The 19,504-nt window shown below is 51.6% G+C and carries 20 protein-coding genes and 1 rRNA gene; 9 read left to right on the top strand and 12 right to left on the bottom strand.

The features are described from left to right. Positions 1-320, bottom strand: a 16S ribosomal RNA gene (locus A7E48_RS01675); the annotation flags it as partial. A 775-nt stretch (positions 321-1,095) separates the two neighbouring features. On the opposite strand from A7E48_RS01675, the gene A7E48_RS11065 reads away from it, so the two are divergent. Further along, positions 1,096-1,251 (top strand): hypothetical protein, encoded by a 156-nt coding sequence (locus tag A7E48_RS11065; RefSeq protein ID WP_158004382.1) that lies wholly within the window; start codon positions 1,096-1,098, stop codon positions 1,249-1,251. Positions 1,252-1,518: 267 nt separating this feature from the next. Then, on the top strand, positions 1,519-1,974 hold the full coding sequence (locus A7E48_RS01670; RefSeq protein ID WP_068168632.1) for a hypothetical protein: 456 nt from the start codon (positions 1,519-1,521) through the stop codon (positions 1,972-1,974). A 61-nt stretch (positions 1,975-2,035) separates the two neighbouring features. Here the strand turns inward: A7E48_RS01670 and rlmB are convergent, their stop codons facing one another. Continuing rightward, complete coding sequence (gene rlmB / locus A7E48_RS01665; RefSeq protein ID WP_068168629.1) at positions 2,036-3,019, bottom strand: 23S rRNA (guanosine(2251)-2'-O)-methyltransferase RlmB; 984 nt, start codon at positions 3,017-3,019, stop codon at positions 2,036-2,038. A 114-nt stretch (positions 3,020-3,133) separates the two neighbouring features. After that, complete coding sequence (cysS, locus tag A7E48_RS01660; protein WP_068168627.1) at positions 3,134-4,555, bottom strand: cysteine--tRNA ligase; 1,422 nt, start codon at positions 4,553-4,555, stop codon at positions 3,134-3,136. Between the two features lie 163 nt (positions 4,556-4,718). Here cysS and A7E48_RS01655 point away from each other — a divergent pair, with 163 nt between their 5' ends. After that, a complete protein-coding gene (locus tag A7E48_RS01655) occupies positions 4,719-5,606 on the top strand; it encodes an alpha/beta fold hydrolase (protein WP_068168624.1) in 888 nt (295 codons plus the stop codon). On the opposite strand, the gene ispF is transcribed toward A7E48_RS01655, so the two are convergent. From ispF to A7E48_RS01640, 3 genes are read right to left on the bottom strand one after another with little or no spacing between them, the layout of a single operon-like run. Continuing rightward, the gene (ispF, locus tag A7E48_RS01650; RefSeq protein WP_068168622.1) at positions 5,575-6,057 is read right to left on the bottom strand and encodes a 2-C-methyl-D-erythritol 2,4-cyclodiphosphate synthase; all 483 of its coding nucleotides are present in this window, start codon (positions 6,055-6,057) and stop codon (positions 5,575-5,577) included. The two genes, A7E48_RS01655 and ispF, sit on opposite strands and share 32 nt — an antisense overlap. Continuing rightward, positions 6,054-6,821 (bottom strand): 2-C-methyl-D-erythritol 4-phosphate cytidylyltransferase, encoded by a 768-nt coding sequence (gene ispD, locus A7E48_RS01645; protein ID WP_083147118.1) that lies wholly within the window; start codon positions 6,819-6,821, stop codon positions 6,054-6,056. The genes ispF and ispD overlap by 4 nt, the downstream gene beginning before the upstream one ends. Positions 6,822-6,871: 50 nt before the next feature. Next, positions 6,872-7,357 carry a CarD family transcriptional regulator gene (locus tag A7E48_RS01640; RefSeq protein ID WP_068168621.1) on the bottom strand — a complete coding sequence of 162 codons (486 nt, stop codon included), beginning with the start codon at positions 7,355-7,357 and terminating at the stop codon, positions 6,872-6,874. A 232-nt stretch (positions 7,358-7,589) separates the two neighbouring features. Between A7E48_RS01640 and A7E48_RS01635 the strand changes: the two genes are divergently transcribed. Continuing rightward, positions 7,590-8,147: a hypothetical protein gene (locus A7E48_RS01635; RefSeq protein WP_068168620.1), complete on the top strand. Its 558-nt coding sequence runs from the start codon at positions 7,590-7,592 to the stop codon at positions 8,145-8,147. 87 nt (positions 8,148-8,234) lie between these two features. On the opposite strand, the gene A7E48_RS01630 is transcribed toward A7E48_RS01635, so the two are convergent. Together A7E48_RS01630 and A7E48_RS01625 are read right to left on the bottom strand one after the other, a co-directional pair. Next, entirely contained in the window at positions 8,235-8,915 is a 681-nt protein-coding gene (locus A7E48_RS01630; protein ID WP_068168619.1) for a response regulator transcription factor, read from the bottom strand. After that, positions 8,915-10,156: a cell wall metabolism sensor histidine kinase WalK gene (locus A7E48_RS01625; RefSeq protein WP_068168618.1), complete on the bottom strand. Its 1,242-nt coding sequence runs from the start codon at positions 10,154-10,156 to the stop codon at positions 8,915-8,917. The genes A7E48_RS01630 and A7E48_RS01625 overlap by 1 nt, the downstream gene beginning before the upstream one ends. Before the next feature lie 199 nt (positions 10,157-10,355). Here A7E48_RS01625 and phoU point away from each other — a divergent pair, with 199 nt between their 5' ends. Beyond that, positions 10,356-10,997, top strand: coding sequence for a phosphate signaling complex protein PhoU (gene phoU, locus A7E48_RS01620; protein ID WP_068168617.1), 642 nt, complete (start codon positions 10,356-10,358; stop codon positions 10,995-10,997). Between the two features lie 110 nt (positions 10,998-11,107). Here phoU and A7E48_RS01615 read toward each other — a convergent pair whose 3' ends face one another. The 3 genes from A7E48_RS01615 to A7E48_RS01605 form a co-directional block, all read right to left on the bottom strand. Then, positions 11,108-11,851, bottom strand: coding sequence for a phosphoglyceromutase (locus A7E48_RS01615; RefSeq protein WP_068168616.1), 744 nt, complete (start codon positions 11,849-11,851; stop codon positions 11,108-11,110). A 62-nt stretch (positions 11,852-11,913) separates the two neighbouring features. Continuing rightward, positions 11,914-12,231, bottom strand: coding sequence for a DUF2516 family protein (locus tag A7E48_RS01610; protein ID WP_068168615.1), 318 nt, complete (start codon positions 12,229-12,231; stop codon positions 11,914-11,916). A gap of 27 nt (positions 12,232-12,258) precedes the next feature. Further along, on the bottom strand, positions 12,259-13,449 hold the full coding sequence (locus tag A7E48_RS01605; RefSeq protein WP_068168614.1) for a PLP-dependent aspartate aminotransferase family protein: 1,191 nt from the start codon (positions 13,447-13,449) through the stop codon (positions 12,259-12,261). 76 nt (positions 13,450-13,525) lie between these two features. On the opposite strand from A7E48_RS01605, the gene tmk reads away from it, so the two are divergent. The 3 genes from tmk (at position 13,526) to A7E48_RS01590 (ending at position 16,673) form a co-directional block, all read left to right on the top strand. Next, positions 13,526-14,230, top strand: a complete 705-nt coding sequence (gene tmk, locus A7E48_RS01600; RefSeq protein ID WP_083147117.1) for a dTMP kinase — start codon at positions 13,526-13,528, stop codon at positions 14,228-14,230. Further along, complete coding sequence (locus A7E48_RS01595; protein ID WP_068168613.1) at positions 14,227-15,372, top strand: DNA polymerase III subunit delta'; 1,146 nt, start codon at positions 14,227-14,229, stop codon at positions 15,370-15,372. The genes tmk and A7E48_RS01595 overlap by 4 nt, the downstream gene beginning before the upstream one ends. 107 nt (positions 15,373-15,479) lie before the next feature. Continuing rightward, entirely contained in the window at positions 15,480-16,673 is a 1,194-nt protein-coding gene (locus A7E48_RS01590; RefSeq protein ID WP_068168612.1) for an AI-2E family transporter, read from the top strand. A gap of 89 nt (positions 16,674-16,762) precedes the next feature. On the opposite strand, the gene manA is transcribed toward A7E48_RS01590, so the two are convergent. Next, positions 16,763-17,944, bottom strand: coding sequence for a mannose-6-phosphate isomerase, class I (gene manA / locus A7E48_RS01585; protein WP_068168611.1), 1,182 nt, complete (start codon positions 17,942-17,944; stop codon positions 16,763-16,765). Between the two features lie 130 nt (positions 17,945-18,074). On the opposite strand from manA, the gene A7E48_RS01580 reads away from it, so the two are divergent. Next, positions 18,075-19,475 (top strand): phosphomannomutase/phosphoglucomutase, encoded by a 1,401-nt coding sequence (locus A7E48_RS01580; RefSeq protein WP_068168610.1) that lies wholly within the window; start codon positions 18,075-18,077, stop codon positions 19,473-19,475. Positions 19,476-19,504 lie beyond the last annotated feature (29 nt).

Below are 19,504 nucleotides of genomic sequence, written 5' to 3'. Positions count from 1 at the left end.
AGTGTGGCCGGTCACCCTCTCAGGCCGGCTACCCGTCGTCGCCTTGGTGAGCCATTACCCCACCAACAAGCTGATAGGCCGTGAGCCCATCTAAAACCAGTACAAACCCTTTCCACAAAAAACCATGCGGTTCCTTGTCATATCCGGTATTAGACCCAGTTTCCCAGGCTTATCCCAGAGTCAAAGGCAGGTTACTCACGTATTACTCACCCGTTCGCCACTAATCCAACCAGTGCAAGCACCAGTCTTCATCGTTCGACTTGCATGTGTTAAGCACGCCGCCAGCGTTCGTCCTGAGCCAGGATCAAACTCTCCGTTAGAAAACAAAAAAGCTTGAATAACCTGATCTCAAAATAAAAACGAAACAATGATTCAAACGCCACACGGGGTACGGTGACTCATCACTGCTTCAAGCTGTCATTCTGATAACCAAAAGGTATTCAAAAATACATATAAATATTTGGTATCAGTTTCAGTCAATAAGCCTCCCCAATATTTATGAGAAAAGGAGGCCATTTATTGAACAAAGCACACTATTGAGTTCTCAAACAACAAACCACACGAACCAATCACACCACTCATATCGTGGCAACTGCAGAACGTCAGTCAACATCTTGTTTACATTTTTCGTTACCCTCATCGGGGCAACTCGTCTAGCTTACCAGGTGTCCAGCGACCATGCAACACGAACAACCGTGAAACACACCACATAACAAAGCGATGAAGTTTATCTTTTCTTCATCTCTTCAACACCCTATGTAATTTCGACGTTCGCTTCGGTTCGAAGTTTTTCGCTTCGTGCCCTTGCGACTCCCATAACTATACGCACCCCCAGATAGCCTTGCAACTCGAAAAGTAGTGTGCTAGCTAACTTACAACTGTGTGATTATCGATTTCACCGCTAATTATCAAGGTTTTTAGGGCCAAAAAGATTTTCAAAAAGATTTCAAATTATCTTCAAATGTGCGTTTTCCACTCTTGCAACTCCCTAAATTCACCCAGAATGACGTCATAAATGCGTCACAAACCACATTTAATGGAGATTTCCCCTGAAGTTTAACCAGCTCGGCAACAATCGATAACTACCTTAGAATCATGACCCTCTACTATCGCTGGCTTACCTCCGAGATTAAAGCTTCCTTACCCGCATGGGTTGCTATGCGGGGTATAAGTTCTGACCAGATAAGAGATTTAGATACGCGAGCTCTCGCCGTCTTCCACGACGAAAAACTAGTAGCAATAGCTGAATAGTATACGTCTAAAGCTCACGCTAGTGAGTACTGGCTGTATATCGAAGTCGCTCCAAAACGCCGTCGTCAAGGGCTAGGTTTCGAAGTATTTAGACTCGTTAGTCAATTGCGACATCGAGATATTCCTTTTACCTACAGGAACTACCTTCATACCGGCTCTCTTGCTTTCGCTCACAAACTAGGGGCATACACCCGACAAGTTGTTCCTCCAGATAGGGCTAGGCTTATCCATCGAGAAGAACTCACCCTCACGTTTCCAGCAGAGGCTTTGCGCTGCGAACAACAAGACATCTTTCAACGTGCCTACGTGGATATGTATGAATGGACCCATGAGCTATGGGCTCCTGTATCAGGCGAGCACCAACTCACTCTGCAACGTGAGGCATTAGAAGATATAGATAAAGAAGCTACCAGTATTGTCTACAGCTCCAGCGGTTCCATTGAAGGTTTCGTCGCCACCTACATAGTTGACGGTAAACCATTGCTCATGGGCGAAACAGCCTCCTGCAACACTCCCCATGGAGAACAAATCATTCAAAGCTGCCTTCGCAGAACACTTGACATTCTCGCACACCGTGGGATTGAGGAAGTCCAAATGGATGGGCATATCTCTGATCCTCATTGGCTACCCAATTGGATTAGATTAGCTCCCTACGGAGAATGGTTCACATTGGTCACTATTCCGCCATCCACTGAAATTTCTTCGATTAACGAATTACCTTAGCGATACATAAAGGCGGGGAGTATCTATTGATACTCCCCGCCTTTACATCTACTCAGTCTAGTTACTTACCCTGAGCACGACGCCGAGAAACCTCATACAATGAAATACTGACCGCAGTTGCCGCATTCAACGACTCCATGGCAGAGCTAATCGGAATCGAAACAATCTGATCGCAGTTCTCAGTCACCAATCGAGACAAGCCCTTACCCTCAGAACCAACCACAATCATCAGCGGCTCCGATGCAAGTTCAAGGTTAGGAAGCTCGATGTCCCCACCGCCGTCCAAACCAACAACGAACACACCAGAATCTTTAGCCTGCTGAACCACACGAGTGAGGTTAGTTGCCATCGCTACCGGAATACGAGCAGCCGCGCCTGCAGAAGTCTTCCACGCCGAAGCAGTAACAGCAGCGGAACGACGCTCTGGAATGACGACGCCGTCGCCATTGAACGCTGACACGCTACGAATAATCGCACCCAGGTTACGAGGATCGGTAATGCCATCCAAAGCCACAAAAAGCGGAGGAGTCGAAAGCTGACCTTCATGGAATTTCTCCATAGTAGTCAGAATCAAATCAGTAGCATCGGGATACTTATACGGAGGAATCTGCAGAGCCACGCCCTGGTGCACAGACCCCTCAGTCAGCCTATCCAACTCACCACGAGAAATCTCCAACAAGGGCAAATCTTCTTGATTCGCAATCTTAATGATTTCTTTAACTCGCTCATCAGCCTCAATATGGCTCATGACGAAAAGATGCTTAGCAGGAATTTCAGTCTTCAAAGCCTCCAGCACAGCATTACGGCCGGTCACCAATTCCTCGCTGGTACGCTTACCGCCCAAACGTTGCTGAGGGCGCGAATGCTGACCCGCCTGGCGGCGCTCAGCAGCACGCTTCATCTTATAAGCCTTGTGATAAGGACGATCCTCAGCCTTGGGAGTCGGACCCTTGCCCTCAAGCGAACGACGGTTCTTACCGCCGGTGCCCTTAGTGGGACCCTTCTTTGCGTTTGTTGCGCCGGGACGGCGACCTGCTTTAGCCATGAAAACCTCTTTTGTTGCTCAGCCCTCAGGTGTGGCAGAACTATATAGAAAATTAAAGTTTGTGAATCTTCAATAGCGTAGTCGAATAAAACACCAACTACACCAAAATGTGCGCTAGCTGATAGACCAGGACGAGCCTTCTACGCCGTCCTTAATAGTAATTCCAGCCTCTGCGAGCGCGTCGCGTATCTGATCTGCCGCTGCCCAATCCTTCCGGGCACGAGCGTCGGTTCGTTGCGCCAGCATCGTTTGAATCAGCGAGTCCAAAGCCGCATGTTCAGCATCGGATGAGGCGCTGCTTCCTGCAAAACTCATCAGTTGAGTCAACCCCAGTACCTTTGCCATAGCGAAGACTTGGGAGGCGATACCAGTTGCATCAGCGCCCTGAGCTCGTTCAGCGTTACCTTCACGTACCTTCTCGTGAAGCACCGCGAGCGCGCGGGGAATATTGAGATCATCGTCCATCGCTGCCGCGAACTCTCCAGGAACCTCGGCGTGCTGGTTAATACCTTCAAGATTCTGCGCAATAAAGGCTTCGATACGCTCCACCGCAACCTTAGCTTCTTCTAAAGAAGTAGGGCGGTAGTCCAGCACCGACCGGTAATGTGCCTGCCCCAGGTAATAACGAACTACCAAAGGACGCGCGGTCTGCAACATATCTGCAGGCGATACAGTGTTGCCTATGGATTTTGACATCTTTTCGCCCTCGAAAGTTACTAGCCCATTATGAAGCCAGAAATTCGCGAAGTTATCGCCGGCAGCCGTAGACTGAGCCAATTCATTTTCGTGATGGGGGAAGCGCAAATCTAATCCGCCACCGTGAATATCAAAACGAGCGCCCAAGTATTTACCTGCCATTGCCGAGCATTCCAGATGCCAGCCCGGCCGTCCCCGACCCCACGGCGAATCCCATGCGGCGGTTTCCGGTTCGCCTACTTTATAGCCCTTCCATAGCGCGAAATCACGAGGGTCTCGCTTACCGCGAGGATCCGCATCTTCGGCGTCTTTCAGCTCATCTAACTTCTGATGGGTCAGAGCACCATACTGAGGCCACGACTTAACGTCGAAATAGACATCTCCGGAATCATCTAAAGCGGGGTAAGCATGACCCTCATCAATCAACCGCTGAATAAGGGCATGCATCTCGGGGATATGCCCCGTTGCGCGTGGTTCATATGTAGGAGGTGTGATACCCAGCGATTCATACGCCTGAGCGAAAACCTTTTCAAAACGATAGGCAAGCGCCCACCACTCTTCGCCGGGAAACTCTCCCTCAAACCCTTCTTCGAAAGAGCGGTTTGAGTTAGCCAAAATTTTGTCGTCAATATCCGTGACATTACGAACGGTCGTTACTTTCAGCCCGCGGTAGGTCAACCAACGCGAAAGCTGGTCAAAGACCAGAGCCGAACGAACATGTCCGATATGAGGAGCCCCCTGCACAGTGGCGCCACAATAGTAGAGGCTAGCCTCCCCGGAGCGAACGGGCTCAAAATCTCGAATGGTTGCTGTCGCTGTATCGTAAAAACGCATAGTCACAGGCACCAGTTTAGCGGTAACAGCAAGAGCGGGCGTAGTACACCGTAAAAATCCAGGTTTCACAGGACAAGGAAACCGATACGCTTACCTATATAGTTTTCGCTTTCATCATGGGTGCGACGGCAAAAACGCTCCTAGTGGTGATGAATTTTAGGTGCCTATCATGACTTCCACACACAATACTGCGCTGCGCATCGGCAGAACACGCCGCATCGTTCTTCGCGACGGCAGAATCGCCGAATGGCATGAATTTGGGGAGAATGAAAATCCCCAGACAGTAGCTCTTTATTGCCACGGGACACCGGGATCAGGCCGGGAAGCGCAAATTTTTGATCGGGTTGCTCGCGAGAAAAAGATTCTACTTATTGCTCCTGACCGACCGGGGTGCGGGGGAAGCACCTTGACGCCCCATCGCACCGTGCAAGATTGGGCCGCTGATGCCGCAGAAATCCTGGATGCACTTCAAATTACCCAGTGCCTAGTATTGGGATATTCAGGAGGGACACCGTACGCGCTAGCCTGTGCAACGGCATTTCCACAGAAAGTTTCTGCCCTGGGGCTTATCGCCCCCTACACCCCTGAAGAAGGTGTGTTTGCGCGCGTCGAAGAACGATCCATCCCTGTAATGATGAGACTTCAATACCTTCTCCACAACAACCTGCTACTTCCGCTTAGCCGCCGTCTCTTACATATACGCACTAAACGAGCAAGAGCAATCGAAAGTTTCATTCATTCGCATTCCCATGCATTTGAGCATAGTTTTCGCGGCGCCATCCAAGATTACACAGCTATCTACGGTGAGTGGGGCATACCCCCTGAGCAGGCAAGAAAGCATTTCTCTACCGTGGTATGGGTGGGCGAACGAGATCAAGTCATCAGCAAAGAAGGGGCTTACTCCCAAGGGCAAGAGCTAAACGCCACCGTTCGTTCTTTCCCCGGACGCGGTCATGCTTCACTTTTCACGCAGCATGCCGAAGAAATACTGACAGAAATCAAACACGTTGCGTACCCCGGCATCCTTAAGAATTCTTTGGATAGACCAGCGCCGTAGCCAATGCTGCTACGCCCTCAGATCTACCGGTTAACCCCAGTTTGTCAGTAGTAGTTGCGGTCACGGTAACGGGAGCACCTGCAGCTTCTGTGAGCGCCTGATTCGCTTCATCACGACGCGGCGCGAACTTAGGCCGATTGCCAATCAGCTGTATAGCCACGTTTCCAATCTCGAAACCAGCCTCTCGCACAATCGCCGCCGCTTCACTCAGAATGAGCACCCCTGAGGCACCCTTCATATCCGGACGATCGACTCCAAAGTTAGAACCAAGATCACCGGTACCGGAGGCTGAAAAGAGCGCGTCCGCTGCAGCGTGCGCCACGACGTCGCCGTCCGAATGACCGCTTAGTCCTAACTCTCCCGGCCAATGCAAACCAGCGACCCACAGCTCAGTACCTTCTTCGCCAAAAGCATGAACATCAATACCAATGCCGGTACGGGGAATAATCATGAGTTCTCCTTTTCATACAGGGCGCGGGCAAGTGCCAAGTCTAAACGAGTAGTAATTTTGAAAGAGTCCTCGGAACCGGCAACGCACAATACGGGGATGCCCATAGTCTCTGCGAGCATCGCATCATCTGTAATACTCTCTGCCAAACCCTGTTGCGATGCCTTCGCATACGCAGCTAAGAGGGTATAAAGATCAAACCCCTGGGGAGTCTGTACAGCGCGTAACTGAGAACGAGCGGGGGTTCCGGAAACGTACTCATCCGAATCGACCGACTTCACCGTATCTACGACGGGGACCACGGGAATCACTGCTTTTTCGCCAGATTCGAGGGCCTGCGCTACAGCGTGAAAAGCTTCAACCGGCGTAAAGCAACGAGCGCAGTCATGAACCAAAACAGCATCGGGATCAGAATCGCTCATCCCCCCTTGCGCAGGAGCCCGATTAATCGCGTTAAGCGCAGCCACCACTGATTCAGCACGGGTAGCGCCGCCTGTGACAGCCAAAGCACCAAATTCCTCAGCAATAGCCGTCAACGCAGTATCGCCAGCGGGAACCGTCACGATAAGACGTGATGCCAATCCCGTGGCCTTCACACCTTCCAGTGCCCACCGCAACAGTTCCTTACCTGCAACGGGTACCTGTGCCTTGGGCAAACCGTAACCCAATCGGCTTCCAGAGCCTGCAGCAACAACAACGACGGCGAAGACCCGTTGCCCGGAAGCAACAGAATCATTCGCCGTCGTCAAAAAAGTATTGGTCTCCATCACAGCAGAAGCTTACCTGAAATATGATGAAGCAGAAGAAACTCTATAGCCTAAACTGCCTCAAGAATCTTATCGAGCTCGCCCTCGGCAGTCGCCTCATCGATGTCCTTCGCCAAAGCAACCTCGGAGGAAAGAATCTGACGAGCCTTAGCCAGCATGCGCTTTTCACCTGCAGATAGACCACGGTCATTTTCACGACGCCACAGGTCACGAACTACTTCAGCGACCTTCAAAACATCACCAGAAGCCAATTTTTCAACGTTCGCCTTGTAACGACGTGACCAGTTAGCGGCTTCTTCAGTATCGGTTGCCTGCAAAACGTCGATGACTTCCTGCAGACCGCGTTCGTCAACGACATCACGCATACCCACCATGTCAACATTTTCAGCAGGTACCTCAATCACCAAATCGCCCTGCGCGACTTTGAGTTTTAGGTACATTTTTTCTTCGCCACGAATTTTGCGCATCTTGACCTCTTCGATCGTTGCAGCACCGTGGTGAGGATATACGACTGTTTCGCCAACCTCAAAAAGCATATGGATAAACCCCTTTCAGCGTACCTATTCTATCACGAGGCACAGTAGGGGCATCCTTACGTAACAGTTAAGCCTTTCTTGCACCCTTTTGCAACTCGAAAGCCACGCGATACAGACGTTCTGTCTATAAGCCGTTAGAATGTACACGAAAGACTCTGTATTTAATCTCTATCTGGAGAACACACACATTCACTGGGATAGAAGAGTTCATGACCATCAAGGAGTTCATGCCGTGAAGTTTGCAACTTCCACCCTCAAGCGCGCTGGCGCGGGCGCTGCCCTAGCAGTCGCTTTGCTTTCAGCAACCGGCTGTGGCTATATCCATCGCCAGCCCACCACCATTCACTACGCCGCTTCCGATGGCGTCAACGCAGATGTAGCAGACATTGACCTTCGCAACATCATGGTTATCGCCGAAAATGAAAAGTCAGACGGTCGTGTGCTGGGCTCCATCATCAACAACGGCAAGAACGACGTCACCGTTGATTTCAACTTCGAGTCCGGTGCGAAATCAGTAACCGTCAAGCCTGGCGAAGCCGTCCGGTTGGAAGACGATGCCCACAAGCTCATCGTCTCCCCCTCTGGCGCTAACCCCGGTTTGATCTTAGAAAACATCAAGGTAACTGCCGGATCCGATAACACCACGATGAACATCCCTGTCCTCGACGACACCCTCGAAGAATACGCACCTTACCTGCCTAACGCGGCGTCTGCTGAATCCTCTGCAGCATCGACCTCCGCTCCTAACGGCAACGAGTCCGCTCCCGTGGAGACTACTCCTGCTCAGTAACACATAGGCTTCATCCAGATGGAGACCAAAGCGAGGGTCCTTACCCGGTAGGTAAGGACCCTCGCTTTATTCGATGTTCACGATTCTTTAGGGCTCGAACTTATAACCCAGACCGCGAACAGTCACCACATAACGAGGCACCGAAGGATCAGGTTCAATCTTGGACCGCAAACGCTTGATATGAACGTCCAAAGTTTTCGTATCCCCCACGTAATCTGAGCCCCACACCCGGTCAATAAGCTGTGAACGAGTCAGTACTCGACCGGCGTTGCGCAGGAGCATTTCTAGCAGCTCAAATTCTTTGAGCGGCATCGCCACAATCTCACCAGAAACAGTGACCACATGGCGCTCAATGTCCATACGCACCGGACCCGATTCCACCGCATTCGTAGAAACTTCTTCGCCTTCATGCTGACGCCGTAACACCGCGCGCACGCGTGCAATTAATTCGCGCGAAGAATAAGGCTTAGTCACATAATCATCGGCGCCAAGCTCAAGACCCAAGACCTTATCAATCTCAGAATCCTTAGCGGTCAGCATGATAATCGGAACTGCCGAAATCGCACGCAACTGCTTGCACACTTCCATGCCAGACTGTCCAGGAAGCATCACATCCAGCAACACCAAATCAGCACCGTTATGTTCAAACTCAGTGACGGCGTCGACACCGTTATCTACAACCTGAACTTCAAAACCTTCGCGGCCTAGCAAAAACGCAAGCGGCTCGCTCAATGCTTCTTCGTCTTCAACAACCAAAATTCTGGTCACTAGTTTGCGTCCTTCTTCTTCAGCGCCGAAACGGAACCTCCGCCAGGCGTCGTGAGCTTCTTAGCGCTCACCGTCTGAGTACCCTCAATATCAGGTCCCAGCAAATCTTGTTCGCTCTGCTCATCCACAGCGGGCAGAGTCATGGTGAAAGTAGAACCTTCACCGGGGATAGACCACAGCGTAATTTCTCCACCGTGTTGGCCCATCACATGCTTCACAATGGACAAACCTAAGCCCGTGCCACCAGTCTGACGCGAACGCGCCGGATCAACCCGGTAGAAACGCTCAAAAATACGATCCTGCTCATCCTCGGGGATGCCAGGGCCCTGGTCCTTAACAGATATCTTAATCTGTCCGTTTTTCTCGGTGATACCGATTCCGACTTTTGTTTTCTCTGGCGAATAACGGATAGCGTTCTCCACCAGGTTACGCAACGCCGTACCCAAAAGCTCGGGATCTCCGTGGATAGGACGGCGCGCCCGTCCACCCACCAACAGCTGGATGTCTTTACCCTCCGCCATAATCCGGTTATAATCCACCGCGCTGGCCACTAGGTTATTCACGTCGACTAGCTTGGACTGCCGCACGACGTCGGTAGATTGCAAACGAGAAAGCTCAATGACGTCCTGCACCAGCGCAGCTAAACGCTTAGATTCTTTCTGCAAACGGGTAGAGAAATACTTTACGGACTCTTCATCGTCTGCAGAAGACTCAATTGCCTCCGCCATCAAACCGATTGCGCCCACAGGAGTCTTTAACTCGTGAGATACGTTCGCCACGAAGTCATTACGAACCTCCTGCACACGCGCAATTTCAGTACGGTCATCGGCAAGAACCAGAATGTATTCGTCCCCCACCGGCGCGATTCGCAAATCAATCACCAGCTGGGTCCTATTGACCGTACCACGCGTAATTTTTATTTCCCGCTCCACAATGATGCCACGGCTTCGCACCCGGTGAATCATTTCCACCAGCTCTTGCGAAACAATCGTGTGGCCCTTCACCAGACCCAGCGCATACGCGCCCGGAGAAGCCTGAACCACACCGTCAACCGCATCAACAATCACATAGGCACGACCAATAACGGCCAGCACCTCCGCTGCACCGTCACTAATACTTGGCTCTTCAACATCGGCCCACTGAGCACGATCACGATCACTCTTGTTGACCGCCCACATACTCAACACACCGACGAACAGGCCCACCAAAACCGAAAATAAAATAATGAGGAATGAATCCACGCCTTCTACCTTATCGACAAAAACTTCCCCCCAGACCCCACGAGAGTGCAAGTTCCCGTCGGATTCAACTAACGTTTACTTAGAGCACCCGATTTATTTACTCATTTTTGGGAAGCTATAAAGACGTGTGGGCACCCGCGCCGTATTTCGGGACCCCGCCCGCCCACGACCAACTACTCAACCCGAGAGGACAGCGCACGTGCGTAAAGTCTTTCAAGCAGAACTTCACCAGGTTGGCGAAGAACTCATCCAAATTGCAACCCTGGTCAAACAAGCACTCGTAGGCGCATCGGAATCCTTCCTCAACGCAGACATTGACAAAGCTGAAGAAGTAATCTCAAACGATGCCCGCATCGACTTTCTACAGACCCAGCTCGACGAACGCGCCATCGACATCCTGGCTCTGCAGGGCCCCGTAGCCTCCGATTTGCGCCACATCGTAGCGGCATTGCGCATGAGCTCGTCACTAGAGCGCATGGGTGACCTTGCACGCCACATCGCCCAGATTGCTCGTATGCGCTTCCCCGAGAAAGCTCTGACCGCATCTATCTCCCCCATCTTCGAACAGATGGTAGAGCTCGATTTGAAGATTATCGACGCCGTCATCAAGCTCCTTGATTCCAAGGATCTCACCTACTCCGAAGAAATCTCAGCTCACAAGGCTCGCATCAACGAGCTACACCGCGAAGTCTTCAAAACCCTGAACGCTGAAGACTGGAACTACTCGGCACAGGTCACCGTGGACGTGACCCTCGCCAGCCGCTACCTAGAGCGCTTTGGCGATCACGGGGTTTCTGTAGCTCGCAAGGAAGCCTACCTAGTCACCGGCGACTGGAGCTAAAACCACTACTGCTGGCACATTCCAGCAGTATTACTCAATTACGGCATAGCAAAGGGCTCGTTCCACCGAAGTGGAACGAGCCCTTTGGCATAACCTAGAACTTCAAAGAATTACTTCTTACCCTGGTTAGCAACTGCTGCAATCGCAATCTTTGCTGCCTCAGGATCCAAGTATTCGCCACCTGCGGTTACAGGCTTGAAGTTTTCGTCCAGCTCGTAGTAAAGCGGGATACCGGTAGGAATGTTCAGACCCGAGATTTCGTCGTCCGAAATACCATCGAGATTCTTTACTAGCGCACGCAAAGAGTTACCGTGAGCAGCAATCAAAACGGTCTTGCCAGCTTCCAAATCAGGCTTCACGTCTGATTCCCAGTAGGGAAGCATACGCTCTAGAACGTCTTTGAGGCACTCGGTACGAGGAGCGTTCTTAACATCGGCATAACGAGGATCGTGAGCCTGGGAGAAATCGTCGTCATCATCAATTGCCGGTGGGGGTACATCGTAAGAACGACGCCACTGCATGAACTGCTCTTCACCGTACTGCTCGCGAATCTGGCTCTTATCTTTGCCCTGGAGCGCACCGTAGTGACGCTCGTTCAAACGCCAGGAGCGCTTGACAGGAATCCAGAGGCGATCTGCGGAATCAAGCGCAAGGTTTGCGGTGTTGATAGCGCGGCGCTGAAGAGAGGTGTGAACGACGTCGGGAAGAATCTCGCGATCCTTCAACATCTGACCACCGCGAGATGCTTCTTCCATACCTTTAGCGGTCAGGGGAACATCTACCCAACCGGTGAAAAGGTTCTTTTCATTCCATTCTGACTGTCCGTGACGGAGCAATACCAATTTGTATGTCATAACCTCATTCTTTCACTTTTGCCACATAATCAAAAGCATTCCCACATAAATAGATATGGGAGTTACCGCCGACGACGCACCGCAACCGCCGGGCGCACGTCCGCAAGGAACACCCCAGCAGCAGTGGCGGCTATCAGCTGGATGAGCCAGCTAGAGCCAGCCCCCAAAAAAGTTGTGTAAAGACTAAATACCGAGAAAACTGCGCAAGCTGCAGTGACCGCCACCCAGAAAGTTTTGGTGCGCTTGCCAGCACTCTCATAAGCGTAATTCGTTGCCTGAAGCGCCACAATTAGTGCCCACACGGACATTACTGCAATGACCAGAGCAAAAACGGTGCCGATGAGAGTATCGACCAGGGAAACTAAAATAATTGGACTCACAAGACAAGCCTATCGAATCTGGGTGGATCAGACGATGCTGGCAAGAGCTTGGTTAAGATCGTTATAGAGATCATCAACATTTTCGATGCCAACAGAAAGACGAAGTAACGATTCGGGAATTGAATCTGGTTCAGACAGATGGCGACGACGGCGTTCTATCAGCGATTCGACTCCGCCCAAGGAGGTTGCGGGAGTCCAGATTTTCAATTTTTCTACTACGGCGTCTGTTTCCTGCGCATTCGCTTCGAGGACTACACATAGAATTGCTCCAAACCCATTCATCTGTGAGGTAGCTACCGCATGGAAGGGATCGTTGGGGAGTCCGGGATAACGGACCTCTCTCACCCGAGGATGCTTCGTCAGTCGCTCTGCGAGCACCTGGGCATTCGCCATTGAACGTTCTACCCGAAGAGCCAAGGTGCGGACACCTCTTAGGGCTAAAAATGCTTCGAAGGGTCCAGCGATTGACCCGTTGAGGGTACGGTGCTCCAGCATCATCGCGCGCAGTTCGGGATGGTTCGTGATAGCCAACCCCAGCACTACATCCGAGTGTCCTGCAATAAATTTTGTGGCTGAGTGCACCACAATATCCGCGCCTAAAGTCAGCGGTTTCTGGGCTAAGGGAGTGGAAAAGGTATTATCTACGGCGGTTACAATCCCCAGTTTCTTTGCTTCTGGCAGAAGCACCTTTAAATCAGCAACCTCCAGCATGGGATTGGTGGGGCTCTCTAACCACATGAGAACTTTCGGCGCACGGTAATCCACATTTTCGGCTGTCACACCACGCGCCGAAGCCGCAGCTTTCATGGTCTCTATCGTTTGCTCAGTATTTTCAAGATCATAACGAATTACTTCACAGATACCCCGTCGCTGAAGCTTAAGCGCCAAAGAAATTGATGCCATATAGGTATGACGAGGAAGTAGAATGACAGATCCCACAGGAACCAAATCTTCAACCGCCGCTACAGCCGCCATGCCCGAAGCAAACATCAAACCGGGAAGCTCCGCGTCTTCTAATGAAGCGATAACTTCTTCTAAATCTTCCCACGAAGGATTATGAAAGCGCGCATAAACCTTGTCGTTCAGGGTATCCACGGTCTTTCCGCCACGAAAGGTAGAAGTCATATAGATGGGAGTATTCACAGGAGCATCATGTTGATGTGCCGGCCTGCCTTGGGAAACTACTAGAGTCTCTGGGTGAAGCTTTTGTTCAGTCATAGTATCCAGCCTATGCGGATTATGTAGTCAGAGAAAGTAGCACTTCATTTTTCGTCTTCCTTGCTACCCTTAGAGAGTGACTGACTCACTCAAATACATCCCAGATCCCACATCGAATACTCCTATTGTGAGCAGTTCTGACTGCGTCGGTGAAGGTCTCTTTATCGTGTTTGAAGGCGGTGACGGTGCCGGAAAATCCACCCAAGTTGCCCGTTTGGAACAGGCACTTACCGAGGAAGGGTACGACGTCATTTCCACTCGCGAACCGGGAGGCACCGATATCGGGGAGAAACTACGCGGACTCGTGCTAGAACACGGGCAAGGCATCATTGACGCGCGCACCGAAGCGCTCATCTATGCTGCCTCCAGATCAGCTCATGCCGAACAAAAGATTCGCCCCGCACTCGCAGCTGGGAAAATTGTTCTTTGCGACCGCTATATAGATTCCTCGGCGGCATACCAAGGAGCAGGGCGCAACTTGGGAACAGAAAACATCACCCAGCTGAGCCTTTGGGCAACACAAAACCTTCTGCCAGACCTGACCGTTTTTATTGATGTCCCTCTAGACGCAGGGCGCCAACGCACCGATAGTCGCGGTGCGGCTGACCGTTTGGAATCCGAACCCGATGAATTTCACACGCTGGTTCATCAGACCTTTGGAGAACTAGCCAGCTCGGGCGGAGAAAACTACGCCATTGTGGATGGCACAGGAAGCATCGACGAGGTCCACGGGCAGATTCTGCGGGCAGTTCAATGCGTGTTGAAAGAGCGTGTGGCATGAGCGTATGGAATAACCTCGTAGGTCAGCCCGACGTCGTGCAGCAGCTCCAACAAGCTGCCGCCGCCGAGCGCACTACCCACGCGTGGCTTTTGAGCGGTCCTCCCGGTTCAGGTCGCTCCACCGCCGCTCTTGCTTTTGCCGCAGCGCTCCTGTGTGAAGAGCCCAATCCCGAGCATCGTGGATGCGGGCAGTGCAAATCATGCCAAACTGTACTCAGTGGTTCCCATGCTGACCTCACCCATTTCTCCACCGAGAATCTCAGTATCAAGATTGAAGAAGCACGCGAACTGGTAGTCAAAGCTCAGGACCGCCCAGCGGTAGGCAGATGGCGCGTAATGATTGTCGAAGACGCAGACCGCATGCCAGAACGAACGTCCAACGTGTTGCTCAAAGCTATTGAAGAGCCGCCGCCGCATACTATCTGGCTACTCTGCGCTCCCTCACCGGTTGACGTTCTGGTAACCATCCGATCCCGTTGCCGCCCGGTCAAGCTGCGCGTACCCCATCTTTCTGATGTAGTGCAGTTGCTTATCTCCGAAGGAATTCCCGAGGATTTAGCGTTCCATTGTGCTTCTTTAGCTCAGGGACATATCGGCATTGCCCGTCGCCTGGCAACTATCCCAGAGGCACGAGCGCGCCGTGAAGCTGTGGTACGTATGCCTATTTCTCTGCGCTCTCTACCGTCAGCCATGAAAGCGGCTGAAGACCTCGTACAGATAGCCGAAGAAGAAGCCAACGCCGATGCCGAAGCTCGCAACGAGGTTGAAAAGAATCAGTTGATGACCGCACTGGGAATCCAAGAAGGCGAAAAAATCAACCCCTCGATGCGTTCTCAGCTACGCCAGTTAGAAGAAGATCAGAAGCGACGTGCCCGTCGTATCAAAACGGATACGCTAGACCGTTTTCTGATTGATATTCAGACCGTATTCCGAGATATTCTCACGCTTCAGCTTGGCACAGGATCCCCACTGATTAACACCCATCTGGTCCAAGAGCTTCAGCAGTATGCAGCACAGACCACGGGGGTAAAAACGCTAGAGCGGTTAGATGCGGTGACGCTGACCCGGCGTCGAATTTCAACGAACGCCAGCGCAAAGCTAGTCTTTGAAGCCATGATGGCGGGATTCGTACACGAGCGCTAACCCTGTGACATGTTCAATTGCGGCTTTTTGGGGGTACATTGCGCCCCTGGCGACAAAATAGAAAGTATGCTTGCTGAGATACTGTTTTCTTAGCATCAAGGTAGACCATGACTCACACACCTCAAAGTGCTGAATCCATGCAGGATTCTGCAGTTCAGCACAAATCAGGGTGGCCTTTTGGCCTCTTCTTTCTCCTCGGCGTAGCGGCGCTCGTCGTTTCTTTTGCCGGACTAAAAACCATGGCTTCGGTAATTGGCCCTACGTTCTTGGCTCTGTCACTCGTTATTGCCGTCCGCCCCATTCGCGAATGGCTCGTCAAGAAACGCGTGCCCACATTCCTTGCGGCAATGATTACGTTGCTTGTTCTCATTGGTCTGTTGGTAACGCTGATTGGATCGCTGACTTACTCAGTCTTCGCTCTCGTTGAAATCTTGCCTCAGTACTCGCAGAAGTTCCAGAGCCTCTACGATGAGAGCCTGGGCTGGATAACCTCCACTTTTGGGGTTTCGCAGAATCAGATTTCTGACCAGTCCATGAGCTTCTTGGAACCCTCTAAGATCATGAACTGGCTAACCACCTTCCTCAACGGCTTGAGCGCAACCGGCTCCGGTTTCTTCCTTCTCGTGATGGTGATGGTCTTCCTCGTGGTCGACTCCGCCATCATTTCAGGGCGCGGTGCATACCTACGCAACCACCGCCCCCATCTGGCATCAGCCCTGGCTGATTTCCAGCACCGCACCAATCGCTACTGGGTTGTGAACACCGTTTTTGGTCTGATTGTTGCTGTCATTAACGTGGTGGCGCTGATGATTCTCGGAGTTCCTCTGGCAATCGTATGGGGCATCTTCTCCTTCGTCACCAACTACATTCCCAATATCGGGTTTGTTCTGGGAATGATTCCCCCGGCGCTGGTTGCGTTGCTGGACGGCGACGTCACCACCATGATTTGGGTTATCGTCCTGTTCTCGGTTATCAACTTCACCATGCAGCAGATTGTTCAGCCAAAGATTACTGGCGACGCCGTTGGTCTTAACACCACCGTCACCTTCCTTTCGCTGATTATCTGGTCCATGATTATTGGTCCGCTCGGCGCGATCCTGGCTGTTCCGCTCACGCTGTTCTTCAAGGCGATTGTGCTGGATTCCGATCCGCGCGCTCACTGGATTAGCGTTTTCTTCACCACCAACTTTGCCAAGGTCAACCCTGCAGAAGAAAAAACCATTTCTTCCAAGGAGTTTGAGCGAGCTAAAAAAGAAGAAAAAATGGCTGAAAAAGAACAGGAAGTAGAAACTTCTAAGTAAGTTATCTTTACTCTCTCGCTTGAAGCGAAAAATACAGGACGGGCGTACCTGCGGTGGGTGCGCCCGTCCTTGTTTTTATCTTGAGCTAACTACACGTAGGTGGCTACGTATGCCTCGCCTAATCCTCTGATGGTTGTAGCAGTGTCGCTACCAGAATGTAACAGCGACTCAGTCGGATACACGGTGAAACTCTGTTGTTCCGACTCAACTGTTAGCTCCCCTGCTACAGAAAGCAAAGTGGAGGTTCCCTCAAACGTGAAATCCACAGCTTGCGAGGCGGGAACTCGAATACGGGTCAGTGAAAGACGCTCATCCCACAAAGAAAATTTGCCTACCACCGCGTCATCAGGGTTTGCACGAACCACCTCAGGGGCGCACTGGTCATCGCGTAAGACCTCAATTAGCTCTTGAGTATCAATATGTTTAGGAGTCAGCCCCGCGCGCAACACATTATCTGAGGGGTTCATAATTTCAATGGCTGTACCTGAAACATAGGCATGAACCTGACCATCTGGAGTAAACGCAGAATCACCCGGTTCTAGATAAAGCAGATTCATCACTACAGCCACCAGCAACCCTCGATCGCCCGGGCACTTTTCCTCAATATGCTCCACGAGTTCGGCAGCGCGCTCCAGAGTGCAAGGACCACCGGTGTGAGTCTTAGCCCAGGTGCGAACACCGTCTAACGTTTCTTCAAGAGCGACCGCGGCGTCGCCCTCGCTGAGGCGAATAATCTTTGCCAAAAGTTCTTTTCCTGAATTTACAGGGAGTAAATCCGCGAGCCAGCTCAGACCAAAAGCCGTGGCAATTTCTTGAATTTCATGGTCTGGGCGAACTCCCGTCAAAATTTTCATGGGAGTTAGAGCAATAACGGTTTCGGGCTTTGAATGGCGGTCTTTGTAATTACGAGAGGAATCATCGAGGGCAATTCCTTCTTGATTCTCGCGGTCAAATCCAGATTCTGCTTGGGCGTCAGTGGGGTGAACCTGAATAGACAGTGGGGCGTCAATGGCAAGAATCTTAAAGAGGAAAGGGAAGTTCTTAACTCCCTGGGGCAAAATGCGGCCTGGAGTGTTTTCTACCACTCTGTCAAGACCCATTTTGTGCCCATCAATATCGATTTCTGAAGGAGCGGAAGGGTGAGCACCCACCCAAACCTCAGCTTCTGGCTGGTCACTGGGTCCAGACAGTCCACGCATATGAGCCAGGGTTTCATGTGATCCCCAGGCATAGTGTTGCGTTTTATTAACCAACCGAAATAGTTCGCCCATGCTCTTATCCAACCATATTCGTCAAAAGGTACCCCCTATTTAGGGGACTACCTGCGGTGTTCCTCACCATATAAAAGTAATATCTCTGAGTACACATCGCAAAAAAGCCCTCGCCACGTAGAATAAACCTGTGAATACTATTGATTTAACCGCATCTTTTAAGGCGTACGACGTTCGTGGCATCGTCGGTGAAACCATCACCGAGGATACCGTTCGTGCAACCGCAGCAGCATTCGTTGATGTTCTGGAACTCGCAGGTCAGAACATTCTGGTGGGTAGCGATATGCGCCCATCCGGCTCGGATTTCGTTAATGCTTTCGCCGAAGGAGCTACCGCTCGTGGCGCAAACATCATCAAAATAGGCCTCATCTCAACCGATGAGCTTTACTTTGCCTGCGGCGTGGAGAATGCAGCGGGCGTAACTTTCACCGCCTCGCACAACCCCGCCGAATACAACGGCATGAAGATGGCTAAGGCTGGCGCCGTCCCGATTTCTTCGGAAACCGGTCTGTTCGACGTCCGCGACTTGGCACAGCAATACCTGAACGCCGGAGAAATCCCCCAGTCCGAAATCCAGGGAACTGTTTCAGAAAAAGACATTCTCAAAGATTACGCAGAGTACCTACGCAACCTCGTTGATCTTTCCAACATCCGCTCTCTGAAGGTTGTTGTTGACGCCGGTAACGGCATGGGCGGCATGACCACCCCCGCAGTCCTAGGCGATTCAATTCTTCCCGGTCTACCTTTGGATATCGTTCCTCTGTACTTCGAGTTGGACGGTTCCTTCCCTAATCACCCCGCTAACCCTCTAGAGCCTGCTAACCTCGTGGATTTGCAGAAAGCTGTTGTGGAGCATGGTGCAGATATCGGTCTAGCTTTCGACGGCGACGCCGATCGTTGCTTCGTTATCGACGAAAAGGGTCAGCCCGTTTCACCTTCTGCTATCACCGCTATCGTGGCAGAACGCGAAATCAAGCGTGCCCAGTCAGAAGGCGAAGCTGAGCCCGTTGTTATTTACAACCTCATCACCTCTAAGGCTGTTCCTGAACTCGTGGAGAAGCTCGGTGGCCGTTCGGTAAAGACCCGCGTGGGTCACTCCTTCATCAAGGCTGTCATGGCTTCTGAAGGCGGCATCTTCGGTGGCGAGCATTCAGCTCACTACTACTTCAAGGACTTCTTCAACGCGGATACCGGCATGCTTGCCGCAATGCACGTGCTAGCAGTTCTAGGTAACTCCGAAAAACAGCTTTCCGAAATCGGTGCTGAGTACCAGCCCTACTTCTCCCCCGGTGAGATTAACTCTGAAGTGGAAGATAAGGACGCAGCTATTGCACGGGTTCGCGAAGCTCTCGGCGATTCTGTTGAGGTTTCCGAGATGGATGGCACTACCTTTGAGCACAAGACTGAGGGCTGGTGGGTAAACCTTCGCCCCTCCAACACCGAACCCTTCTTGCGGATGAACCTTGAAGCCCCTGATCAGGCAACCATGGAACGTGTACGCGATGAGATTCTTGCTCTGGTTCGTGCCTAATCATTTTCGTGTTTAGTCGCTAGGACGTA

The sequence above is a fragment of the Rothia sp. ND6WE1A genome (assembly GCF_001683935.1).
Lineage (GTDB): Bacteria > Actinomycetota > Actinomycetes > Actinomycetales > Micrococcaceae > Rothia > Rothia amarae.
Note: the sequence above shows the minus strand (reverse complement) of the source record. Positions and strands in the feature narration are given on the sequence as shown.

What these genes read in the sequence shown, in the direction of transcription:
- A7E48_RS11065 (WP_158004382.1), top strand. Translation starts at nt 1,096, where the DNA reads ATGACCCTCTACTATCGCTGGCTTACCTCCGAGATTAAAGCTTCCTTA.
- rlmB (WP_068168629.1), bottom strand. Translation starts at nt 3,019, where the DNA reads ATGGCTAAAGCAGGTCGCCGTCCCGGCGCAACAAACGCAAAGAAGGGT.
- A7E48_RS01655 (WP_068168624.1), top strand. Translation starts at nt 4,719, where the DNA reads ATGACTTCCACACACAATACTGCGCTGCGCATCGGCAGAACACGCCGC.
- ispF (WP_068168622.1), bottom strand. Translation starts at nt 6,057, where the DNA reads ATGATTATTCCCCGTACCGGCATTGGTATTGATGTTCATGCTTTTGGC.
- ispD (WP_083147118.1), bottom strand. Translation starts at nt 6,821, where the DNA reads ATGGAGACCAATACTTTTTTGACGACGGCGAATGATTCTGTTGCTTCC.
- A7E48_RS01640 (WP_068168621.1), bottom strand. Translation starts at nt 7,357, where the DNA reads ATGCTTTTTGAGGTTGGCGAAACAGTCGTATATCCTCACCACGGTGCT.
- A7E48_RS01615 (WP_068168616.1), bottom strand. Translation starts at nt 11,851, where the DNA reads ATGACATACAAATTGGTATTGCTCCGTCACGGACAGTCAGAATGGAAT.
- A7E48_RS01605 (WP_068168614.1), bottom strand. Translation starts at nt 13,449, where the DNA reads ATGACTGAACAAAAGCTTCACCCAGAGACTCTAGTAGTTTCCCAAGGC.
- A7E48_RS01595 (WP_068168613.1), top strand. Translation starts at nt 14,227, where the DNA reads ATGAGCGTATGGAATAACCTCGTAGGTCAGCCCGACGTCGTGCAGCAG.
- A7E48_RS01590 (WP_068168612.1), top strand. Translation starts at nt 15,480, where the DNA reads ATGACTCACACACCTCAAAGTGCTGAATCCATGCAGGATTCTGCAGTT.
- manA (WP_068168611.1), bottom strand. Translation starts at nt 17,944, where the DNA reads ATGGGCGAACTATTTCGGTTGGTTAATAAAACGCAACACTATGCCTGG.